Origin of the sequence: Gilvirhabdus luticola (assembly GCF_040117515.1) — a bacterium.
Lineage (GTDB): Bacteria > Bacteroidota > Bacteroidia > Flavobacteriales > Flavobacteriaceae > Gilvirhabdus > Gilvirhabdus luticola.
Genome location: NZ_JBEEEN010000001.1, coordinates 941,381 through 959,804, shown reverse-complemented (window position 1 = coordinate 959,804; position 18,424 = coordinate 941,381). Strand labels below are relative to the sequence as shown.

Sequence of the window (18,424 nt, the reverse complement as noted above, 5' to 3'; positions counted from 1 at the left end):
GTAAAACATAAAATTATTAAAAATGAGATTGTATTAAAATGTTTCATTGCGTTTAGTTTTTTAATGACCTATAACGTAGGAATAAACACATTGTGTTTATATCCATTATGTTTATTCCTTAAAATTATAAAAATTCTTATAAATGAAGCGGATTTTTAATCATACTAAAACTATGAGTAACAAACAGAACCAATAGAATAGAAGCTATCTTGTTAAACTCTTTCATAATTATTGTAACAAGGTATAAATTAAATAAGCAACTACACCAATTACAACATAAACAAATCCTAAAAACACAGTTCCACCAACTTTATTCTTGTAGTTATCAAAGAAATTATTATATCTTTTGTTTTGTTTTCTTCTCATTATAATAAATGAAGTATTAAAGCTGTTAATGTAAAAATAATTAAAGCAAGTTCAGAAATTACATAAACATTTTTCCAATTGCTTTCAAGTCCTGTAAAATAGTATAAAGTCATTATAAAAAAATAATTTTTCCTTCAGTTTTACATTTTTATTATTTCAATTCTAAAATAAGTGGTTGTTTTCTAGGTATAATGTTAATGTATATCTTTTGAAAAACTTTTAAATAATAATATTTATATTTAGTGTTTGCCTAAAACTTAATTTTTAAAATGCCACATATGATTAAAATAAATTACTTGTTTCTTGTTTCCTTAATTTATCTATTTCCTATTAATATATCGTGCGCTCAAAGCAAAGGCGCAGCAACGCTGCCATCATTAGAAGGTAAAAATATACTTATGGTATATGGTGGTTGGCAAGGGCATCAACCTGACATCTTTACTGAAAGAGTCTCTAAATGGTTAATAAGCGAAGGTGCTAATGTGACTATTTCAGATTCTGTAGGTGTTTATACTCAAGAAAACATAATGAATAATACCGATTTAATAATTCAATATTACACACAAGGTAAAATAACAAAAGAACAATTTGAAGGTTTAGATAATGCATTAAGAAATGGAATAGGTTTAGCTGGATGTCATGGAGGATTGGCTGATTCCTTTCATGAAAGCCAAGATTATGAATACATAATTGGCGGGCAATGGGTATCTCATCCTGGTGGGATAATTCCATCTTATGATGTTCAAATTCATACCTCTAATGACCCAATAACTGAAGGTCTTCAAGACTTTGTAATGAAAGATACCGAACAATATTACATGCACATTGATCCCAATAATAAAGTGTTGGCAACCACATCTTTTACAAAAGATCAACACGATTGGATAGAAGGTGCTGTCATTCCATTATCTTGGAAACGCTACCATGATAAAGGTCGTGTGTTTTATCTTTCAATTGGTCATGCTCCAAAAGACTTTGATACTTACGAAGCATGGGAACTTCTTACTAGAGGTATAAAATGGGCAAGCGATAGTAAATATCAGCCAAAAGAAAATTTAGTTACTCCTATATATTCTAAAAATTAGTCTTTAAGATTTAAGTGTATATTTAAATTTTCATAAATTTAATATCTTTAGACCTACTTTCTTGAGAAAGTATAACTTAAGTGCCCTCAAATTATCGAAGCTATAGTCTATATTTAGTAAACAAAAAATATAGTAGCATTGAAAGATAAATCATTTAAAAATTACTTAAGAAAATTACGTTGGAGAATTTGCTCTTATTGTGGTTTTATTATTGCTATAGTTGTTGTTTTAGTGTTATTCAATTTTGGTGTATTTCAAAAATATTCCAACAGTAATTCCATAGATGATATTTTCTTAAAAAATTATGATGTTGCTACTTTAGGTAATTCAGAATCTGATAGGGTAATTAAGTATGGTTATGATTTGTTTAAAAGCACTCCCAATTATATAGGTCCAAATAATGGTAATCCCGAAATGGTATATGCGGGTAATAATTTATCTTGTAATAATTGTCATTTATATGCTGGTACAAAACCTTATTCAGCTCCACTAATCGGAATTATACAAAGATTTCCACAATATCGTGGCCGGGAAAATAAAATAGGAACTATTGAAGAGCGTATAGACGGTTGTATGGAACGAAGTATGAATGGCCGTAAAATGCCGCCTAATAGTAAAGAGATGAAAGCTTTGGTCAGCTACTTAAATTGGTTGAGCAGATTTGCTCCAGAAGATGGTAATATTGAGGGAAAGGGGTTTTTGTCGGTTACGCTGCCTAACAGACCAATTAATTTAAATAATGGGAAACGCATTTTTAATTCTAAATGTGCCTTTTGCCATACTGAAGAAGGAAAAGGTGTAAAAAAATTAAATTCTAATGTGTACGAATATCCAGCACTTTGGGGTGATGATTCGTTCAACAATGGGTCAGGTATAAACAGAGTAATTACAGCTGCTCAATTTATTAAAGGCAATATGCCATATGGCACAACCTATGATAGTCCAATGTTAACAGATGAAGAAGCTTATGATGTTGCAGGGTATATTAATCAGCAACAAAGACCAACCAAAGCAAATTTAGAAGTAGATTTTCCTGATTTAAAAAAGAAACCTGTTTCAACACCTTATCCTCCTTACGCTGATAACTTCTCTATTGAACAGCATCAAAAAGGACCCTTTCAACCCATAATTGATTTTTACGAAACCACTTATGGCATTATAAAAACAAAGTAAAGTAAGGTCTCTCAACCTTTTAAACATTATTGTTTTAATTAAAGTCTCATTTTTTTTTCATAAATTTAAATCCCTTTCAACCTCTTACCCTTCAAAATTGATTTACTAATTAATATTCAATAAAAATGAAAACTGATTCAACTAATTCAAGACGAAGCTTTTTAGGGGCTTTAGCATTAGGTGCTGCCGCGAGTGGATTATCTGCTTTTGCAAATCCAATAGAAGCAAATACCTTTGAAAACAACATTAAAAAAGACTTAAGTGAAATCGAAAAATGGTTTGATAACATTAAAGGATCTCACAGGATAGTTTATGATGGTTCAACACCTCATAACGGACTTCCAATACTTTGGAACTGGGCATTTTATCTCACTAATAATCAAACTGGCAGTCCAGATGAAGATATTACAGCTATGACCGTTTTACGACATTCTGCTATTGCGTTTGCTATGGAAGATAGATTATGGGCAAAATACAAGCTTGGTGAGTTTTTTGATGTAAAAGATCATACTAAAAGCCATGCTGTAAGGAATCCATTTTATGAGCCCCAAGATGGAGATTACCCAATAAATGGTCCTGGAGGAATAAAAAGTTTACAAGAACGTGGTGCAATGTTTTGTGTTTGTGATCTTGCATTAAATGTTTACAGTGGCTTCATTGCGCCTGGTGTCTCAATGGAAGCAAGTGAAGTTTATGAAGATTTTAAGGCTGGTTTACTTCCTGGAATACAAGTAGTCCCTTCTGGTGTTTGGGCATTAGGCAGAGCCCAAGAGCATGGTTGTGGATACATTTTTGCAGGAGGTTAATTAAAAAAATAAACATATGAAATTATTTACAACATTCGTTTTAGCTTTTTTATGCACTTTTAATGTTCTTTCTCAAGAAAAACCAGTAAAAATTGTTTTCGATGTTACAAGTGATAATACTAAAGTTCATCAAGCTGCGGTAAGACATGTTAAAGCAATGTCTGCTGCTTATCCTGATTCTGAATTTGAAGTTGTTATGTACAGCGGAGCTATGGATATGGTTTTAAAAGGAAAGTCATCAGTAGAAGAAGATATGAAAGCTCTTGCAGATAATGACAAGGTTTCTTTTGTGATTTGTCAAGGTACAATGAAAAGACATGGTGTTGATGAGTCTGAACTTATTGAAGGAGTAACCACTGTGCCCGATGGTATTCTTGAAATTATTCAGAAGCAGCAAGAAGGTTGGGGATATATTAAAGAAGGTCAGTAAATAAAAAAACTCCAGAAATCTGGAGTTTTTTATGTTAATACATTACTCTCTATATGGCAGTAGAGGGCATTCAAAATAGTTCCCTGTAGATACAAAATCATACAAATCTAAATCTTCTTCTTTGCAGGCTTCTGCATATTTAGCAGAATCAACTCCTTCTTTCAAGACGAACATATGCCATCTTCCTCCATTATAATCTTGATCTCCAGGTTTAGAGTCAGAAATTAGTGGAACACCTCCATAAAAAGATGAACCAGGCATAGCATATAAGTTATCAAATGAATGACTTTTAGGCTTGAAAGTTGCTGGAACTACTAAGCCTGTAAATTTATAACAATTAACCCAAATGGTTGGCCGATTATGTTTTGCCTTTTTCGAAGCACTTTTAGATTGAACCTCTACTTCTGAAGCTCTTTCTTGAGAAAATTCTGAATCAACAGATTCTAATTCATTAGAACTACAGCCAACTATCATTAATAATGCTAACAATAAGATAAATGAGAATACATTTTTCATAATAATACTTTTTTAGTTAATATCATTATTAAAAGTAGTACAAGCAATTATTTTAAAATGTTAGCTATCTTACAGTTATAAAAAAAATTAATTAATTATGTTATATTTAGTTTATTAAAGTAAAATTATGGGAGAAGTTTTAACTTTTAGAGGTAAAATAGGTAAATGGTTAAGCCACGATCTTACCCTTTGGCTAATTATTATTACAATTGTTGGATTTACTTTTTGGCAAAACGATCTTGCTTTCTTTTTTGGTCTTGTTTTTGTGCTGATCCTACTTTGGGCTAGGAAATGGGATTGGAAATATATTGGTCTTCAAAAACCAAAAAGTTGGAGAAAATTATTTTTCAAATCAATTGCATTCTCTGTTTTAATTCTCGTTGTTGTCGATATTATTATTACACCTTGGGTAGAGTATTTATTAGACACTACAGTTGATTTAAGTAGCCTAAATGGGATTAGAGGAAGTTTTTTAAACTACATAATATTCATTTTAATCATGTGGGTTATAGCAGCATTTGGAGAAGAATTTGTTTTTAGAGGATTATTAGTTAAACGTTTAGGAATACTTTTAGGACATACTAAATTAACAATGTGGATAGCTGTAGTCTTTTCATCATTACTTTTTGGTCTAGGACATGAATATCAAGGAGTTTCTGGTATGATTAGCACAGGAGTTGTTAGTCTCATTTTAGGGGTGATCTACATTAAACATAAAAATATACTTTGGTTTACTATTCTTACACATGGTTTTTATGATGTAATAGGGATTACATTAATTTACTTAAATTTAGAACAGGATGTTTACAACATATTGAAAAACTTGATTTTAAACTAATCCTTTGAGAAGGATAGATTAACTCAAATCTAAAGTGAAACGATGTATTGAGAAAGGTCCATTGATTTTTGATTACGAATCAATTTTGTAGTAACCTCTAACATATAATGTTTTAAAACAACTGATAATTAAAGATTTACAGTTTTACCCATTCTTAAGGCTTCGTCTGCAGCCAAAACAATTTTCAAGCTATTAACAGCATCAACATTGTGAGCCGTAAGATCTAAATCCTCTACAATAGTTTTCAATAGAAATTTTTGTTCCAGCAAACAAAGTTCATCATGACTTGGTTCGTCTGCAGTACTTATATATTCATCTTTTTTTGAAAAATTTCCAGCTTTATCTAACATACTATGATGAAGTTTTAAGCCACCTGTTTTTGTGTGTTCTTCTATATCTTGTGATTCTCCTTTAGCCTGATCTGTAATAGAAACACAGCCTTTAGGCCCAATTACATCTTTAACAAAAAAAGCTGTTTCACTAATCATTGGGCCCCAACCTGATTCATACCATCCTACAGAGCCATCTTCAAAACAGACCTGCAATTGGCCATAATTATACATCGTTTTTGGAATTTCATCTGTTAACCTGGCTCCAATTGCACTAACACTGATTGGTTTTGATTTTGTCATTAAACACATGATATCAACATAATGAACTCCACAATCTACAATTGGAGAAATGGATTTCATCAGTTGTTTATGCGTATGCCACTGATCACCAAAGCTTTGCTGATTTAAGTTCATCCTCATCACCAAAGGCTTACCAAGTGTTTGTGCAATTTCAACAAATTTTGTCCATGCAGGATGTACACGTAAAATATAGCCAATAACTAGTTTTTTATTTCTTTCTTTAGCCAAAACAATCAACTTTTCAGCTTCTTCTAAAGTTGTTGCCAATGGTTTTTCAACAAAAACATGAGCATCTGCCTCTAAACTTGCTTGAACATAAGCTGCATGTGTGTCAGGATATGTATTGATAGAAACTACATCTGGCATTGTTTGAATCAGTGCATTTTCAAAATTGTCAAACATAGGAATGCCTCCAAGTTCATTAGATAGCCGTTCCCTACTCTCTGCACTTCGACTTACTAAACCAACCATTTTAAATTCTTCCAGTTGATGATATGCTCTAGCGTGAGACATTCCCATATTACCACAGCCTACTACTAGTACTTTTAATTTATTCATTTACTTAATATTACTGTTTTCAATTACTAATGTAACTTTTAGCAAAGCGCAATAATCAATACAAAAGGGTTTTTAATCAATCAGGATAAGATCAATATTAAATCTGTTGAAACTCTTTTTGTCGGGATGACAGGGTTTAAATAATCCCAACGAACCCTCATTGCAAATAAAACCTGAAGTTTTCTTAAAAAAGTAAACTTTCTACAAAAACTAAAGCTTTTATTTAGTCGGGATGACAGGATTTGAACCTGCGACCACACGGCCCCCAGCCGTGTACGCTAACCGGACTGCGCCACATCCCGAATTTTCCTTTGTAGCTCCACTAGGACTCGAACCTAGATCTAAAGTTTAGGAAACTTTTGTTCTATCCCTTGAACTATGAAGCCTAATCCAAACATACGTTTTAGGGGTTCAAAGATAAAATATAAATCAATTCTTTTAATAACAATTGAAAATTCAAAGTTTAACATTTAAATTATATATTCGTGAAAATGAAAGGAAATAAAAGTTTTATCGATTAAGACTCTTTATAGTAAACACTAATGATGAAAATGGAAAAAATATGTTAACCTGGAAAGACGTAATTAATTTTGCAATAAATGGAAATCCAGCTCCTGATACAAGAAATGAAAAAACTGAAGCAGAATGGCAAAAACTACTAACCCCAGAACAATTCAGAATTACAAGAAAAAAAGGAACCGAAGCACCGCATAGTGGTGACTTATGTAGTATATATGATGAAGGTTTGTACAACTGTATTTGTTGTAATACTCCGTTATTTGATTCTACCATTAAATTTAATTCTGGAACAGGCTGGCCAAGTTTCACTCAACCAATAAAAAAGAATGCCATTAAATATATTAAAGATTCTAGTTTTGGAATGATGCGTGTTGAAGTACTTTGCAACTCTTGCGATGCCCATTTAGGACATGTGTTTCCTGATGGTCCTGAACCAAGCGGATTGAGGTATTGCATAAATTCAGAGTCCATGCAAATAGAAAAAGCAAAATAGAATGGATAAAAAAGTAGAAATAATGACCGTCGGTGGTGGATGCTTTTGGTGCATTGAAGCTGTTTTTAATGAACTAAAAGGTGTCGAAAAAATAGTTTCAGGTTATTCGGGAGGTAATGCTCCAGGTAAACCAACATATAGAGAAGTATGCTCTGGTCTTACGGGTCATGCTGAAGTAGTACAAGTAACATTTGATGCCAATACCATTTCCTATAAAGACCTTTTAATTGTTTTTATGACCAGCCATGATCCTACAAGTATAAATCGTCAAGGGGCTGATATTGGTACTCAATATAGGTCTGTAATTTATTATCATGACATTGGCCAACAAGAAGTAGCGGAATTGGTAATTAAAGAAGTAGCGTCATATTACGATCAACCTATTGTAACAGAAATTGGACCATTAGAAGCGTTTTTTGAAGCCGAAGATTACCATCAAAATTATTATGCAAATAATCAAACTCAAGGATATTGCAGTTTTGTAATAACACCAAAATTATCCAAGCTACGAAAAATGCATGCTGATAAACTAAAGTGAGATTTTAGTATAAAAAAAGCCCAGCATTTCTACTGGGCTTTATTAGATGATTAGCACCACCAAACTTTAATTCATTTTTTATTATCTAATAATTTGACAAACCACGCCATGTGCAATAATATATATTTCACCTGATAGACCACTAATATTATAGGTGTCTTCGCTTTCATTGTCTAAATCACCATGCTGATATGGGAATTGTCCAGGAGCAACAGTTGGTTCATCATTTTGTTTTTTAGTAGGATATGGGTCATTCCCAATATATAAATGTGTTTCTTGAATTACAAAATCATCATTCATATTATAAGTAACTTCAGCTTCTCCAGTAACATCATCATAATTTACACTTAAACTTCCAACCAAAGCACCTTTGTCGGTATCACATTGACCAGCTCCTGCATAGATATCAAAAGTGTATTCACCAGAAGGTAGTGGACCATTAGTCCAACCCCATCTTGAAAAGCCATTCTCAATAAAACAGGTGTCTATATCATCATTTCCTTTGGCAAACATAGTTTCACATCCACCAATTTCAATGTCTTTACAGGTTAACATAATATTATCTATTGCACCCGAATTGTTTAGTTCAAGTAACATACGAACAACTCCTTCTGTCCCTTCTAGGTCAATTAATTGCTTTCCATTATCATGAAAATACGGAAGTTCTTTTTGAAGCAACACGTTGTCCATAGCATCATATAAAGTGATTACTGTTGGCAAATTAGTAGCTCCTTGATCTTCAAGGTCTAACAAATCTAAAGAGTGTAGCGTTACAGCACCATTGCCATAACCTGAAAAATTAAATTCCAAGCTCGTACCATTAATAGCACTATCATCAGGGTCAGAACTGTCCAAATCTTCAGAAATAATAAGCACTTTCCCTAGTGAAGTATCGTTAGATGGTTGTGGTCCATCTTCCGATATCCCTGGTCCAGCAAAGGCTTCGTTTGGAGTTCCCAAATCAAAATCATTACCTGTAGGATTAGATGAGTCAAATATCATAGCTACATTTTCTCCTGGAAAATCAGGGTTAATTCCCATTACTGTAATACTTCCATCACAGCCTTCAGGGCTAACAACTGAAACGATATCTCCAGCTGCAAATCCTTCAAAATCAATAACAGTCACATCGCTGGCGAGACTATTATTTTTGGTATACGATTTTGAGGGTTTTGAGATTACATCTCCGTTAGATTCTGTGTTCATGTTCAGGGTTTCATCAGAACAAGAAGTAAAAACCATTGCCATAGCGGCAAATAGCATTCCTATTTTTTTCATATTTAAATTGTATTTTGATTAATAGCACTGAAAAATTACTTCTAAATGTCAAGCCGCCAAAAAAAAATCGACAAGATTGTTATTTAGTCGGTCAATCATATAATTGTTTGATTAAAATAAAACTTAATGAGGTAGCCCTAATAGATTAGAAAAACTGAATTTACAATAATAGAACAAAAAAATTATCCTAATAATGGCTGGTTTAATACTAATTTCACAATATCAAAGGTTTATTTTTGTCTCATTTCTGAATACTTATTAGAAGCTGTATTGGGTGGTAAAATAAGTTTGTTTTCAGAACTCTTTGCAGTATTATTCTGTTTGGTCGTACCACATGATGTCACTAAAAAAATAATTGTAATAATCAATACTCTATGCATAATTTGAAATTTAACTTTTTAATAAAAATACTAAATTCCTAATTTTTATAAAACCAAAAAAACCGAGACAACGATGTTGAGGTTTATTATCTGCTGCTCTAAATACTAATTTGTCGAACGAATTTAATGAAAATTGACGAGGTTTGCTTTGTATTAATATATTACAAAAGTTGTTAATATTTTCAAACAGGGTGCTAGAATTTATTTAACCCTGTTATTATAATTTGTGTTTTGTTATTAATTTAAATATATAAGCAATTTAAAAGAGTATACCAGACATTAGGATAATATACAAAAAGATAATAATTTGAATTACTAAAACATTACAAACTATAAAGGTAAACACAAACCAAAATATCAATTTCATTTTAGAAATAGTGCTTTTTCTCCTTTGGATATATCGAATAATAAATAATGTAATTATAAAGGAAGGAATTACTCCATATTTTAGACCAGCAATTATTAATTCATCACTAATGCTCATATTATAAAAGTAATCAATAAGTTAAATATAGAATATGAGTTATGTCAATATAAATCACAAACAAAAAAATCCTTACTATTTCTAATAAGGATTTTACTATTCTGCTCCCCTAATATCGTTTTGTCAAAACATTTTTATAAAGAATTGATGTGTTTGTCAAATTAAAGATGAAATTCTTATCTTTAGTTTATGAAATCAAAAGCAACAATAAAATTTACTATAATTTCAATTATAGTTGCATTTATTTTAATAGTTCTTTTATATTTTGTTTGTAAGGATACTTACGATAAGATCATGAGCTGTTTTTGGTAAACTACTAACAATAATCTATTAGTTTTTTAAATTATTAAATTTCTTAATTCTGATTGAAAAACTGCCGATTTTCTAATTTGGATTGTAACCTTATATGCAACCTTTTTAGAAGAAAAACTTGGCAAGATGGCATAATTGGGAGTTAATGCACATAATGCAGTTAAAACAAAAAGCTTCTCTTAAGGAAGCTTTAATCTACAAATGGTAATTACTTTAGATAAAGTTCTGTTTTAGCGTCACTTCCTTCATTATATTTTATAATTAAAGTGCTAGTGTTTAGAGTGATAATTTCAGCAGTAAAATCTCCAACTTTTAAGGTGTTCCTATTTATGCTGTAGTCTTCTGAAGTCGATTGAATGGTGCTACAATTATCACCTGAATATTCCTGAATACTTGCGTATGTTGATTCAAAATTAATATTAAAAAGTAATCTGCAAGGATCTAATATGACATCTGCAACTCCATTAGTTGTACTAGCTTTAAAAGTCCAGATACCAAGAATTTTTTCAAGATTTTGCACAGATAGATCATCCTTACCATTATTGAGCGAATCATCTTTACTACAATTTATAACCAGCATGAACAAAGTCGCTAACAATATTACTCTCTTCGGTTTTAAGTTTAATGCTTTTGTAATCATACGAATTAAATATTAAATGAGGTGTCTTTACTATGTTACCTGTAAATAAAAATCAAATATTATCTTATGATTATGTTCTTATTAACACCTCTATTTGTAAAAATAGATAAAATTGTTTTAATATAAATACAATCAAATTATCTCAAGGTTTTAGAAACAAAAAAAGTCCAACATTTCTTCTGGACTTTTCTTCTTGTGCTCCTCTTAATATTGTTTTGTCGAATCATTTTAATGAAGAGTTGATAAGATTTTCCTCATTCAGCAATATAAATTGAAAATTCGTTCAAGTTCATTCTAGTATATTAATAATCAATATATTGAATCGAATTAAATTCACTAGGCTATTCTAAAAAGGGTAATAGAAGTCTAAATTTACTATCTTTAACTTTATATATTTATTCAGCACGGCTTCAATTAATTGTCAACAAAATGAATGAAACGTCAATTATTAACTAACTTAAATCAAATACAATGGATTACAAAAAAACAATAATTAAACTTTTCGCTTGTTTGATACTTTCACCGGTGGTTATCTATATTATTTTAGGAGCAGCACGTTTAGCTGGTTCTACATATGAAATGACAAATGGTGAAACATGGGTTATTTGGCTACTCATGGCTATTATGATTAATCTGTCCATTACGAATAAAGCATCGTAACAATTAAACCAATAAGCCCAACATCTCTGTTGGGCTTTGTCTTTTTGCTTCCCCTCTTGGACAACTAGTTAACCGCCAAATATTTTAATTTAGAGGTCATAAAATCTCAAATTTTAGAAATACTCGCTATTAATTAAGTGTTTTTATTAATCTTTTTTTTGGTAAGTTTTAAAGACCATCTAATACCAGAAGAAATATTTCTAATGCTTATCTTAACCGCATTAATATTTTGTGAATTGATACTATAATTTTTAACATGAAACTAGACTTAAATTTTGTTCGTTCCCAATTCCCAGCTTTTAAGGAAGCATCTCTGGAAGGTTGGGCCTTTTTTGAAAATGCTGGAGGATCCTATCCTTGTAAACAATTTATCAAACTATTGACAGATTTTTATATGAAAAATAAGGTGCAGCCATATTATCCTTATCCAGCTTCTCAAAATGCAGGAGCGCTAATGGATGCTTCATACACTCGTATGGCATCCTATTTGAATGTTAATCCAGAAGAAATTCATTTTGGGCCATCCACGACTCAAAATGTATACGTTTTGGCAAATGCAATGCTCCCAATATGTAAAAATGGCGATGAAATTGTCGTTTCTTGTCAAGATCATGAAGCCAATTCTGGAGCGTGGAGGCGTTTAAAAAATCGGGGTGTAAATGTAATTGAATGGCCTGTTGATCCTGAAAATGGTATGCTTTCTGTTCGTAAATTGAAGAAAATTCTATCCAGTCGTACCAAAATAGTGGCATACCCACATTGTTCAAATGTTATTGGTCATATAAATCCAGTTGAAGACATCAGCAAGTTGGCCCATTCTGTAGGAGCAATGACTGTTGTGGACGGTGTTGGCTATGCACCACATGGGTTTCCAAATCTAGACAGACTAGGGGCAGACGTCTATCTGTTTTCTTTGTATAAAACATTTGGCCCTCATTTGGGAATGATGTATATAAATAGTTCGTTAATGAGTATAATGAAAAACCAATCTCACTTTTTTAAAGATGGAGATACCCGGGGAATGTTTACCCCTGCAGGTCCAGATCATGCTCAAATTGCATCTGTAAATGGTATCCTTGATTATTTTGATACTATTTATGAGCATCATTTTAACAAGGGTGCCGCTCCTAATGATAAAAATAATGCTTTAAAAGAAATGTTTCGTGATCATGAAACGGAATTGTTGACTCAATTATTAGAGTTTTTAAGATCTCGTGATGATGTACAAATTATTGGACCAGATATTGTTAAGGATAGGCTTCCTATTGTATCAATAATTCCTCAAAATAAAAGTATTCAAGAAGTTTATAAAAGTTTAGTTCACCATAAGTTAATGGCTGGATATGGACATTTTTATGCCGTTAGACCATTGCTTGGAATGAACATTGACCTAAATCCAGGAGTTTTAAGATTCTCGTTCGTACACTATACAAGCAAAGAGGAAATTGAGCAGTTAATAGAAGGGCTATCAATAGCTCTATCTAGCTAGGCATTATAAAGGAAGTTTTAATCACTCTTAATATCATAAAAGACAAATATAATTGTTTATTAAAAAAATTTATTTGATTATCTTTCAATTGCCTTACAATATTCATTACAATAAATAAAATTTAAATAGTTAGCGATAAACATAATGGATAAAAACACAATGTACTTATCACTATCTTGTTTGTAATTCAAATATTATAAAATGGTTATACAAAAAAAAGTGGGGTTTATTTCAGTATTGTTCATAATTTCAATGCATTCATGGTGTCAGCAACAAATCAATTTAGTTGATAAATTCCAAAATCAGAAAATAAAGGCAGTGAATCGTTCAATAACGTTGTATGGAGATCAACGGGATGCTATAGAATTGAATGCAGAGAATAGCAGCGGTATTGGAATTATTGAAGATCTGGAATTTGAAAAAGGAATTATTGAAATTGAATTATTAGGAGAAAACAATCCGGGTAAAAGTTTTATAGGAATCGCTTTTAATATCCAGAACAACGACACTTATGAAGCCGTATATTTCAGGCCTTTTAATTTCGTTGCAGAAGAACAAATAAGAAAAGAGCATATGGTTCAATATATATATCATCCTGAATTTACCTGGAGAAAATTAAGATCTGAAAGAACAGGAATATTTGAAAAGGGGATAAGAATTCCTCCAGACCCTGAAGATTGGTTTAAAGTAAGCATACACATAAAAGAAAACAACATTGAAGTATATGTAAATGATTTATCGGAGCCTTCATTAATTGTCGACAGATTAAGTTCAACAAAATCAAAAAAAATAGGGGTTTGGTCGGGATATGGCTCTTCTGGAAGATTTAAGAATCTGATTATAAAATAATAACCGTCCCCTACAAACTTTATTAAAATAAAAGTTATGATTTGCATATATTTTCTATCACCCATTAAAAAATTTAAATTATATAACATATTTAGCTTAAAAATAGTCTTCCCTCTGATGGTCGGGCTTTTAGCAGTTTCATGTGAGTCATCAAAAGAGCAAAGTCTGGCAACAGTCTTACCAATTCACGATGAGATTACAATTGATGAAATTCAAAAGGCCTATTCGACGGAAGCCTATTCCATAAAGGCGCTCACACAGTTTTATTTGGACAGGATTGAAAACTTAAACTTTAATGGCCCCAAACTGAATGCCATAATCACCTTAAACCCTGATGTATTAAAGATAGCAACACAACTTGATGATGAAATGCAAAATGGAAGGATTCGTGGTCCTTTGCATGGTATTCCTGTTTTGCTGAAAGACAATATTGATACAGGAGATAAAATGCCTTGTACGGCAGGCGCCATACCTATGAAAGACTCTTATCCCTTACAAGACAGTCCGCTTGCGGCTCAATTACGTGAAGCAGGAGCCGTAATTCTTGGAAAAGCGAATTTGAGTGAATGGGCCAATTTTCATTCCTCTTATTCTTCAAGTGGTTGGAGCGGTTTGGGTGGCCAAACCAAAAACCCATATGATGTCACTCGAAATCCTTGTGGCTCAAGTTCAGGATCAGGAGTTGCGGTAGCTGCCAATCTATGTGTCGTTGCCATTGGTACCGAAACCAATGGGTCTATAGTATGTCCGTCTAACAACAATGGCATTGTTGGCATTAAACCAACTGTGGGCCTCATAAGCCGGAGGGGTATCATTCCTATTTCCTTTTCACAAGATACCGGTGGCCCTATGGCGAGGACTGTAAAAGATGCCGCTATTAGCTTAGGGACATTAACTGCAATAGACACTCTAGATGGTGCTACATTGTCGCCGGGTAGAATAGCCTATAAGGATTACACCCAATTTCTTAATGCAGACGGTATCAAAGGAAAAATCATTGGTTATTGGAAGTCACCTTTGGGAAATCATATGAGAATGACAAAAGTAATGGAAGAAGCCGTATCCTACTTTAAAAGCCAAGGTGCAACGATAGTCGAATTAGACAGTATTATGGATAGTAATGCTGTCGAATTTTCTAGGACAGTTATGTATTTTGAGTTTAAGGATGGCCTTAACACCTATTTAAAGGGTTTGGGTACGCAACGAACAGCTAAAGATTTGGAAGACTTAATTAAGAAAACATTTTCGGATAGTATTGAAATGCAATACTTCGACCGTCAAAGAATGATAACTGCACAGTCTAAAGAATCCTTGGATTCTGAAGAATATCAGGATGCCCTTAAATTTATGCACCAAATGGCACGGGAAGAAGGTATTGATAAAATCATGGACGAAAATCATTTGGATGCTATAATAGCTCCCACCGGAGGTCCAGCTTGGAAAACCGATCTAATTAATGGAGATAACTTTGGAATTTTTAGCTCTTCTCCAGCTGCGATTTCAGGCTACCCCAACATTACGGTGCCTATGGGTAATTTAGATGGATTGCCGGTTGGACTCTCAATTTTTGGTCGAGCCTGGTCTGAACCCATACTCTTGGAAATTGCATATAGTTATGAACAAGGAACTAGAAAAAGGTTTACTCCAAAGTATCTTAATGCAGAATAATAATGTTCTTTATTAAAAGTTGTTCTTCATCTAAAAGAATATTTACCTGTAGAGTTAGATTTTGCTTTATATGAAAGCATTCTAATATTTAGTTTCATGATTTTTAAATTTTAAATATTAATTAAAAATGGAGCACCTCAATAAAATTTGGGGCACCTAGTAGGGCACTTTTTCTGAACATAAACTTGGCAAGTTGACGTTTTAAAAAAGTAATTCTGTTGACACTAGAAAAAAGAAACTGGATGTAATCATCCTGGTGTAAATAATCTGGAGTGCTCAAGTAATAAAAATCACCTAAAATCTTAAAAAGGAAGCTAACCACTCCCCTTTAATAACTTTAATAACTTTAATAACCGAAGCAATATTAAATATGACCATATTGTTTATTTTTGACTCTTAAAAACATAATTATGATTTTAGGAGTTTCAGAATGGTTAAGTGGTAAATTAGGATGGAAAACATCTCATATCCGAATTGCTTTTGTAGTGTCAGTATTAATCTTTGGGGTTGGTATTGGGCTTTATTTAATTCTTTGGATAGTTAAAATGTTTTCAAAATAGGAGAAAAGGGGAGCTAACCACTCCCCTTTAACTTTTCAATCTCAAGGCTAATTTCCATTTCAACAAAATATGTATCTTTAGGAAGGATCATAGCTAAACAGTTGTGCTTCATTATGACCCGCCCTGAATAAAGGCTACACTAATAAATAGTAACGATAAAAATGGTTAAATCCTTCAAAAAATCTATCAACATAGAAGATATTGTTCAGGTAATAGTTGGATCCACTGCATTGACTGTTCCTGTAGCATTCTCAGAAGAATCTTGGAGGCTTAGTGAAACGTTACCTTTACTTAATGTAATTGTACTTGTTTTTTTATCGTTACTATTTATTAGTTTATATTCTATTCAAGGTATATTTCAAGGACAAATAAAGCATAGATTATCCCATTTCTTTCTTCGAATAATTATTGATTATGGAATTGCACTTATAATTGTTTTTATTGTATTATTTGCACTCAATAAAATGCCAATTTTAGACGATCCCATAATTGCCTTAAAAAGAATAATTATACTCGGTTTTCCTGCATCTATGGGTGGGGTCATTGTTGATGGGTTTGACAAAGAATAACTAGATATAGATAAACATCTATTCATTTCATAAATGAAAATGATGAGAAATGCACGAAAGCACTCGGTTACAGGAATGTCTAATCATGTTTTTGAAACGTAAAACTATAAATCAAAGGTCGGTGTTATGTGATAGTATAGTGGGTTAATATCCGCTACGGAATCAGACACGAACACGTTGTAGCACATTAAGCTAAAACTGACTTTTGTAACTGCTCGTTGCACTCTCCCATGCCTTTAAGTAAATGCGTTTGAACTAAAGTCCTTCACAAATAAATTTATTATTCAATTGTACTAAAATAGTGTTAAAAGCTGTTAAGTACTTGGTTTTCAGCAATATTTTATTATATTATATATATGGAATGTAATTCGAAAATCAAATTAAAAGTCTTCTAGTTCAGAATAATTAGATTTACTTCTCTCAAAGCGGAATAATCCTTCAATTATATTACACAAAAATTAAACAGTTAAGCAATTGTTTGATGATTCAAAGGAATCCTAAATCAAACTGTCTGCTTTATAAAATTACTAACATTTAAAATAAAAATTAATCATGGAAATTACAATGAATAAAAAAACAGAAAACTTTATAAAATCGAAAAAAGAATTTAAAAAACTTGGATTCACATATTTGGATACTGCAGAAATTATAGTGGCATTAAACCATTTGTTAGCCAATTATCAGATACATTATCACAAGTTAAGAAGATTCCACTGGAATGTTGAAGGTCCAGATTTTTTTGAATTACACGAAGCTTTTGAGCAAGACTATACTACCACCGAGAAAAATATCGACGAAATTGCAGAAAGAATCAGAGTGTTTGGTGTAAAACCTATGTTAAGTATTAAGGACACTTTAGATCTTTCAGAAATTAAAGAGGTGAAAAAATCGATTAGCTCACTGGATATGGTACGTGAAGTGCTTAAAGACTTCGAAATCCTACACGATAAAATGCTAAATGTCCTCAATGCTTCTCTAGAAACTGGAGACAATGTAACGGAGCAAATGATATCTGAATTTATGAAGACACTAGAAAAAAGAAACTGGATGTACTCATCCTGGTGTAAATAATCTGGAGTGCCCAAGTAATAAAAATCACTTAAAATCTTAAAAGGGAGCTAACCACTCCCTTTAACTTTTGAATTTCCTAACTTATCCTCTTCTGAACTATCTTTTCATAACTATCCTATCAAATTTTTTTACTTAAATGGCTTAAAAATTACTAATCAAAATCAACTCGGTCTCTAATAGTACCATCCTGTCGGTGAATGATTAAATTTGCCTTGTGTTTTCTTGCTAGGGTTTTGGCTTTTCTAATAGCCGTACTCTGTTTTATATGTTTTGATGTAATTCTTTTATTACCTTCTCGTCGTACTGCCCAACCATCCTCATAAGGGACCACATGTTGATTCCAAGTCCTAGAGCGTGAAGTACTTCGTGAACTTTTAATAAATGCTTCCATTAATTCCCTTAAAATACTCAACCAAGATTGTGAATTGTTGCTTTTTGCCATTTACTACTTCTTTTGAATCTCTAAAATACTATTTTTCTAATGATTGTTTAGCGACATAAATTACTTCA

The 18,424-nt window shown here is 32.1% G+C and carries 21 protein-coding genes and 2 tRNA genes; 14 read left to right on the top strand and 9 right to left on the bottom strand.

The window, feature by feature from the left end:
- Positions 1-228 precede the first annotated feature (228 nt).
- On the bottom strand, positions 229-366 hold the full coding sequence (locus AAFP94_RS04465) for a hypothetical protein (protein ID WP_316660220.1): 138 nt from the start codon (positions 364-366) through the stop codon (positions 229-231).
- Between the two features lie 278 nt (positions 367-644).
- On the opposite strand from AAFP94_RS04465, the gene AAFP94_RS04460 reads away from it, so the two are divergent.
- The 4 genes from AAFP94_RS04460 to AAFP94_RS04445 all read left to right on the top strand — a co-directional run bounded on the left by AAFP94_RS04460 (position 645) and on the right by AAFP94_RS04445 (position 3,860).
- Complete coding sequence (locus AAFP94_RS04460) at positions 645-1,451, top strand: ThuA domain-containing protein (RefSeq protein WP_316660221.1); 807 nt, start codon at positions 645-647, stop codon at positions 1,449-1,451.
- Between the two features lie 138 nt (positions 1,452-1,589).
- Positions 1,590-2,624: a c-type cytochrome gene (locus AAFP94_RS04455; RefSeq protein ID WP_316660222.1), complete on the top strand. Its 1,035-nt coding sequence runs from the start codon at positions 1,590-1,592 to the stop codon at positions 2,622-2,624.
- Positions 2,625-2,749: 125 nt separating this feature from the next.
- A complete protein-coding gene (locus AAFP94_RS04450; protein ID WP_316660223.1) occupies positions 2,750-3,430 on the top strand; it encodes a twin-arginine translocation signal domain-containing protein in 681 nt (226 codons plus the stop codon).
- A 16-nt stretch (positions 3,431-3,446) separates the two neighbouring features.
- Positions 3,447-3,860 (top strand): DsrE family protein, encoded by a 414-nt coding sequence (locus AAFP94_RS04445; RefSeq protein ID WP_316660224.1) that lies wholly within the window; start codon positions 3,447-3,449, stop codon positions 3,858-3,860.
- Positions 3,861-3,902: 42 nt separating this feature from the next.
- Here AAFP94_RS04445 and AAFP94_RS04440 read toward each other — a convergent pair whose 3' ends face one another.
- Positions 3,903-4,376 carry a hypothetical protein gene (locus tag AAFP94_RS04440; RefSeq protein WP_316660225.1) on the bottom strand — a complete coding sequence of 158 codons (474 nt, stop codon included), beginning with the start codon at positions 4,374-4,376 and terminating at the stop codon, positions 3,903-3,905.
- Between the two features lie 127 nt (positions 4,377-4,503).
- Between AAFP94_RS04440 and AAFP94_RS04435 the strand changes: the two genes are divergently transcribed.
- On the top strand, positions 4,504-5,214 hold the full coding sequence (locus AAFP94_RS04435) for a CPBP family intramembrane glutamic endopeptidase (protein ID WP_316660227.1): 711 nt from the start codon (positions 4,504-4,506) through the stop codon (positions 5,212-5,214).
- A gap of 128 nt (positions 5,215-5,342) precedes the next feature.
- Here the strand turns inward: AAFP94_RS04435 and AAFP94_RS04430 are convergent, their stop codons facing one another.
- The 3 genes from AAFP94_RS04430 to AAFP94_RS04420 all read right to left on the bottom strand — a co-directional run bounded on the left by AAFP94_RS04430 (position 5,343) and on the right by AAFP94_RS04420 (position 6,790).
- Complete coding sequence (locus tag AAFP94_RS04430; protein WP_316660228.1) at positions 5,343-6,404, bottom strand: Gfo/Idh/MocA family protein; 1,062 nt, start codon at positions 6,402-6,404, stop codon at positions 5,343-5,345.
- Positions 6,405-6,631: 227 nt separating this feature from the next.
- Positions 6,632-6,706: transfer RNA gene (locus tag AAFP94_RS04425), tRNA-Pro, on the bottom strand.
- Positions 6,707-6,718: 12 nt separating this feature from the next.
- A tRNA-Arg gene (locus tag AAFP94_RS04420) sits at positions 6,719-6,790 on the bottom strand.
- A gap of 176 nt (positions 6,791-6,966) precedes the next feature.
- Between AAFP94_RS04420 and msrB the strand changes: the two genes are divergently transcribed.
- Positions 6,967-7,416 carry a peptide-methionine (R)-S-oxide reductase MsrB gene (msrB, locus tag AAFP94_RS04415; RefSeq protein WP_316660229.1) on the top strand — a complete coding sequence of 150 codons (450 nt, stop codon included), beginning with the start codon at positions 6,967-6,969 and terminating at the stop codon, positions 7,414-7,416.
- A gap of 1 nt (position 7,417) precedes the next feature.
- On the top strand, positions 7,418-7,954 hold the full coding sequence (gene msrA, locus AAFP94_RS04410; protein ID WP_316660231.1) for a peptide-methionine (S)-S-oxide reductase MsrA: 537 nt from the start codon (positions 7,418-7,420) through the stop codon (positions 7,952-7,954).
- A gap of 81 nt (positions 7,955-8,035) precedes the next feature.
- Here msrA and AAFP94_RS04405 read toward each other — a convergent pair whose 3' ends face one another.
- From AAFP94_RS04405 to AAFP94_RS04395, 3 genes are all read right to left on the bottom strand, one after another.
- Positions 8,036-9,232: a hypothetical protein gene (locus tag AAFP94_RS04405; RefSeq protein ID WP_316660232.1), complete on the bottom strand. Its 1,197-nt coding sequence runs from the start codon at positions 9,230-9,232 to the stop codon at positions 8,036-8,038.
- A 230-nt stretch (positions 9,233-9,462) separates the two neighbouring features.
- The gene (locus AAFP94_RS04400; RefSeq protein WP_316660233.1) at positions 9,463-9,612 is read right to left on the bottom strand and encodes a hypothetical protein; all 150 of its coding nucleotides are present in this window, start codon (positions 9,610-9,612) and stop codon (positions 9,463-9,465) included.
- A gap of 1,004 nt (positions 9,613-10,616) precedes the next feature.
- Positions 10,617-11,048 carry a lipocalin family protein gene (locus tag AAFP94_RS04395; protein ID WP_409628120.1) on the bottom strand — a complete coding sequence of 144 codons (432 nt, stop codon included), beginning with the start codon at positions 11,046-11,048 and terminating at the stop codon, positions 10,617-10,619.
- 510 nt (positions 11,049-11,558) lie between these two features.
- Between AAFP94_RS04395 and AAFP94_RS04390 the strand changes: the two genes are divergently transcribed.
- From AAFP94_RS04390 to AAFP94_RS04360, 7 genes are all read left to right on the top strand, one after another.
- Positions 11,559-11,708, top strand: a complete 150-nt coding sequence (locus AAFP94_RS04390) for a hypothetical protein (protein ID WP_316660236.1) — start codon at positions 11,559-11,561, stop codon at positions 11,706-11,708.
- A 256-nt stretch (positions 11,709-11,964) separates the two neighbouring features.
- Positions 11,965-13,197: an aminotransferase class V-fold PLP-dependent enzyme gene (locus AAFP94_RS04385; RefSeq protein ID WP_316660237.1), complete on the top strand. Its 1,233-nt coding sequence runs from the start codon at positions 11,965-11,967 to the stop codon at positions 13,195-13,197.
- 201 nt (positions 13,198-13,398) lie between these two features.
- Positions 13,399-14,046 (top strand): hypothetical protein, encoded by a 648-nt coding sequence (locus AAFP94_RS04380; RefSeq protein ID WP_316660238.1) that lies wholly within the window; start codon positions 13,399-13,401, stop codon positions 14,044-14,046.
- Positions 14,047-14,163: 117 nt separating this feature from the next.
- Positions 14,164-15,714 (top strand): amidase, encoded by a 1,551-nt coding sequence (locus tag AAFP94_RS04375; RefSeq protein ID WP_316660240.1) that lies wholly within the window; start codon positions 14,164-14,166, stop codon positions 15,712-15,714.
- Between the two features lie 410 nt (positions 15,715-16,124).
- Positions 16,125-16,274, top strand: a complete 150-nt coding sequence (locus AAFP94_RS04370) for a PspC domain-containing protein (RefSeq protein ID WP_316660241.1) — start codon at positions 16,125-16,127, stop codon at positions 16,272-16,274.
- Positions 16,275-16,435: 161 nt separating this feature from the next.
- Positions 16,436-16,843, top strand: coding sequence for a DUF2391 family protein (locus tag AAFP94_RS04365; RefSeq protein WP_316660242.1), 408 nt, complete (start codon positions 16,436-16,438; stop codon positions 16,841-16,843).
- Positions 16,844-17,407: 564 nt separating this feature from the next.
- Positions 17,408-17,914 (top strand): Dps family protein, encoded by a 507-nt coding sequence (locus AAFP94_RS04360; RefSeq protein ID WP_316660243.1) that lies wholly within the window; start codon positions 17,408-17,410, stop codon positions 17,912-17,914.
- Positions 17,915-18,065: 151 nt separating this feature from the next.
- On the opposite strand, the gene AAFP94_RS04355 is transcribed toward AAFP94_RS04360, so the two are convergent.
- The gene (locus AAFP94_RS04355) at positions 18,066-18,356 is read right to left on the bottom strand and encodes a DUF2188 domain-containing protein (protein WP_316660244.1); all 291 of its coding nucleotides are present in this window, start codon (positions 18,354-18,356) and stop codon (positions 18,066-18,068) included.
- Positions 18,357-18,424: the final 68 nt, after the last annotated feature.

Excerpts from the sequence above, each read along its gene's own strand:
- AAFP94_RS04465 (WP_316660220.1), bottom strand. The coding sequence starts at position 366 with ATGAGAAGAAAACAAAACAAAAGATATAATAATTTCTTTGATAACTAC.
- AAFP94_RS04460 (WP_316660221.1), top strand. The coding sequence starts at position 645 with ATGATTAAAATAAATTACTTGTTTCTTGTTTCCTTAATTTATCTATTT.
- AAFP94_RS04450 (WP_316660223.1), top strand. The coding sequence starts at position 2,750 with ATGAAAACTGATTCAACTAATTCAAGACGAAGCTTTTTAGGGGCTTTA.
- AAFP94_RS04445 (WP_316660224.1), top strand. The coding sequence starts at position 3,447 with ATGAAATTATTTACAACATTCGTTTTAGCTTTTTTATGCACTTTTAAT.
- AAFP94_RS04440 (WP_316660225.1), bottom strand. The coding sequence starts at position 4,376 with ATGAAAAATGTATTCTCATTTATCTTATTGTTAGCATTATTAATGATA.
- AAFP94_RS04435 (WP_316660227.1), top strand. The coding sequence starts at position 4,504 with ATGGGAGAAGTTTTAACTTTTAGAGGTAAAATAGGTAAATGGTTAAGC.
- AAFP94_RS04430 (WP_316660228.1), bottom strand. The coding sequence starts at position 6,404 with ATGAATAAATTAAAAGTACTAGTAGTAGGCTGTGGTAATATGGGAATG.
- msrB (WP_316660229.1), top strand. The coding sequence starts at position 6,967 with ATGTTAACCTGGAAAGACGTAATTAATTTTGCAATAAATGGAAATCCA.
- msrA (WP_316660231.1), top strand. The coding sequence starts at position 7,418 with ATGGATAAAAAAGTAGAAATAATGACCGTCGGTGGTGGATGCTTTTGG.
- AAFP94_RS04405 (WP_316660232.1), bottom strand. The coding sequence starts at position 9,232 with ATGAAAAAAATAGGAATGCTATTTGCCGCTATGGCAATGGTTTTTACT.
- AAFP94_RS04400 (WP_316660233.1), bottom strand. The coding sequence starts at position 9,612 with ATGCATAGAGTATTGATTATTACAATTATTTTTTTAGTGACATCATGT.
- AAFP94_RS04395 (WP_409628120.1), bottom strand. The coding sequence starts at position 11,048 with ATGATTACAAAAGCATTAAACTTAAAACCGAAGAGAGTAATATTGTTA.
- AAFP94_RS04385 (WP_316660237.1), top strand. The coding sequence starts at position 11,965 with ATGAAACTAGACTTAAATTTTGTTCGTTCCCAATTCCCAGCTTTTAAG.
- AAFP94_RS04380 (WP_316660238.1), top strand. The coding sequence starts at position 13,399 with ATGGTTATACAAAAAAAAGTGGGGTTTATTTCAGTATTGTTCATAATT.
- AAFP94_RS04375 (WP_316660240.1), top strand. The coding sequence starts at position 14,164 with ATGGTCGGGCTTTTAGCAGTTTCATGTGAGTCATCAAAAGAGCAAAGT.
- AAFP94_RS04370 (WP_316660241.1), top strand. The coding sequence starts at position 16,125 with ATGATTTTAGGAGTTTCAGAATGGTTAAGTGGTAAATTAGGATGGAAA.
- AAFP94_RS04365 (WP_316660242.1), top strand. The coding sequence starts at position 16,436 with ATGGTTAAATCCTTCAAAAAATCTATCAACATAGAAGATATTGTTCAG.
- AAFP94_RS04360 (WP_316660243.1), top strand. The coding sequence starts at position 17,408 with ATGAATAAAAAAACAGAAAACTTTATAAAATCGAAAAAAGAATTTAAA.
- AAFP94_RS04355 (WP_316660244.1), bottom strand. The coding sequence starts at position 18,356 with ATGGCAAAAAGCAACAATTCACAATCTTGGTTGAGTATTTTAAGGGAA.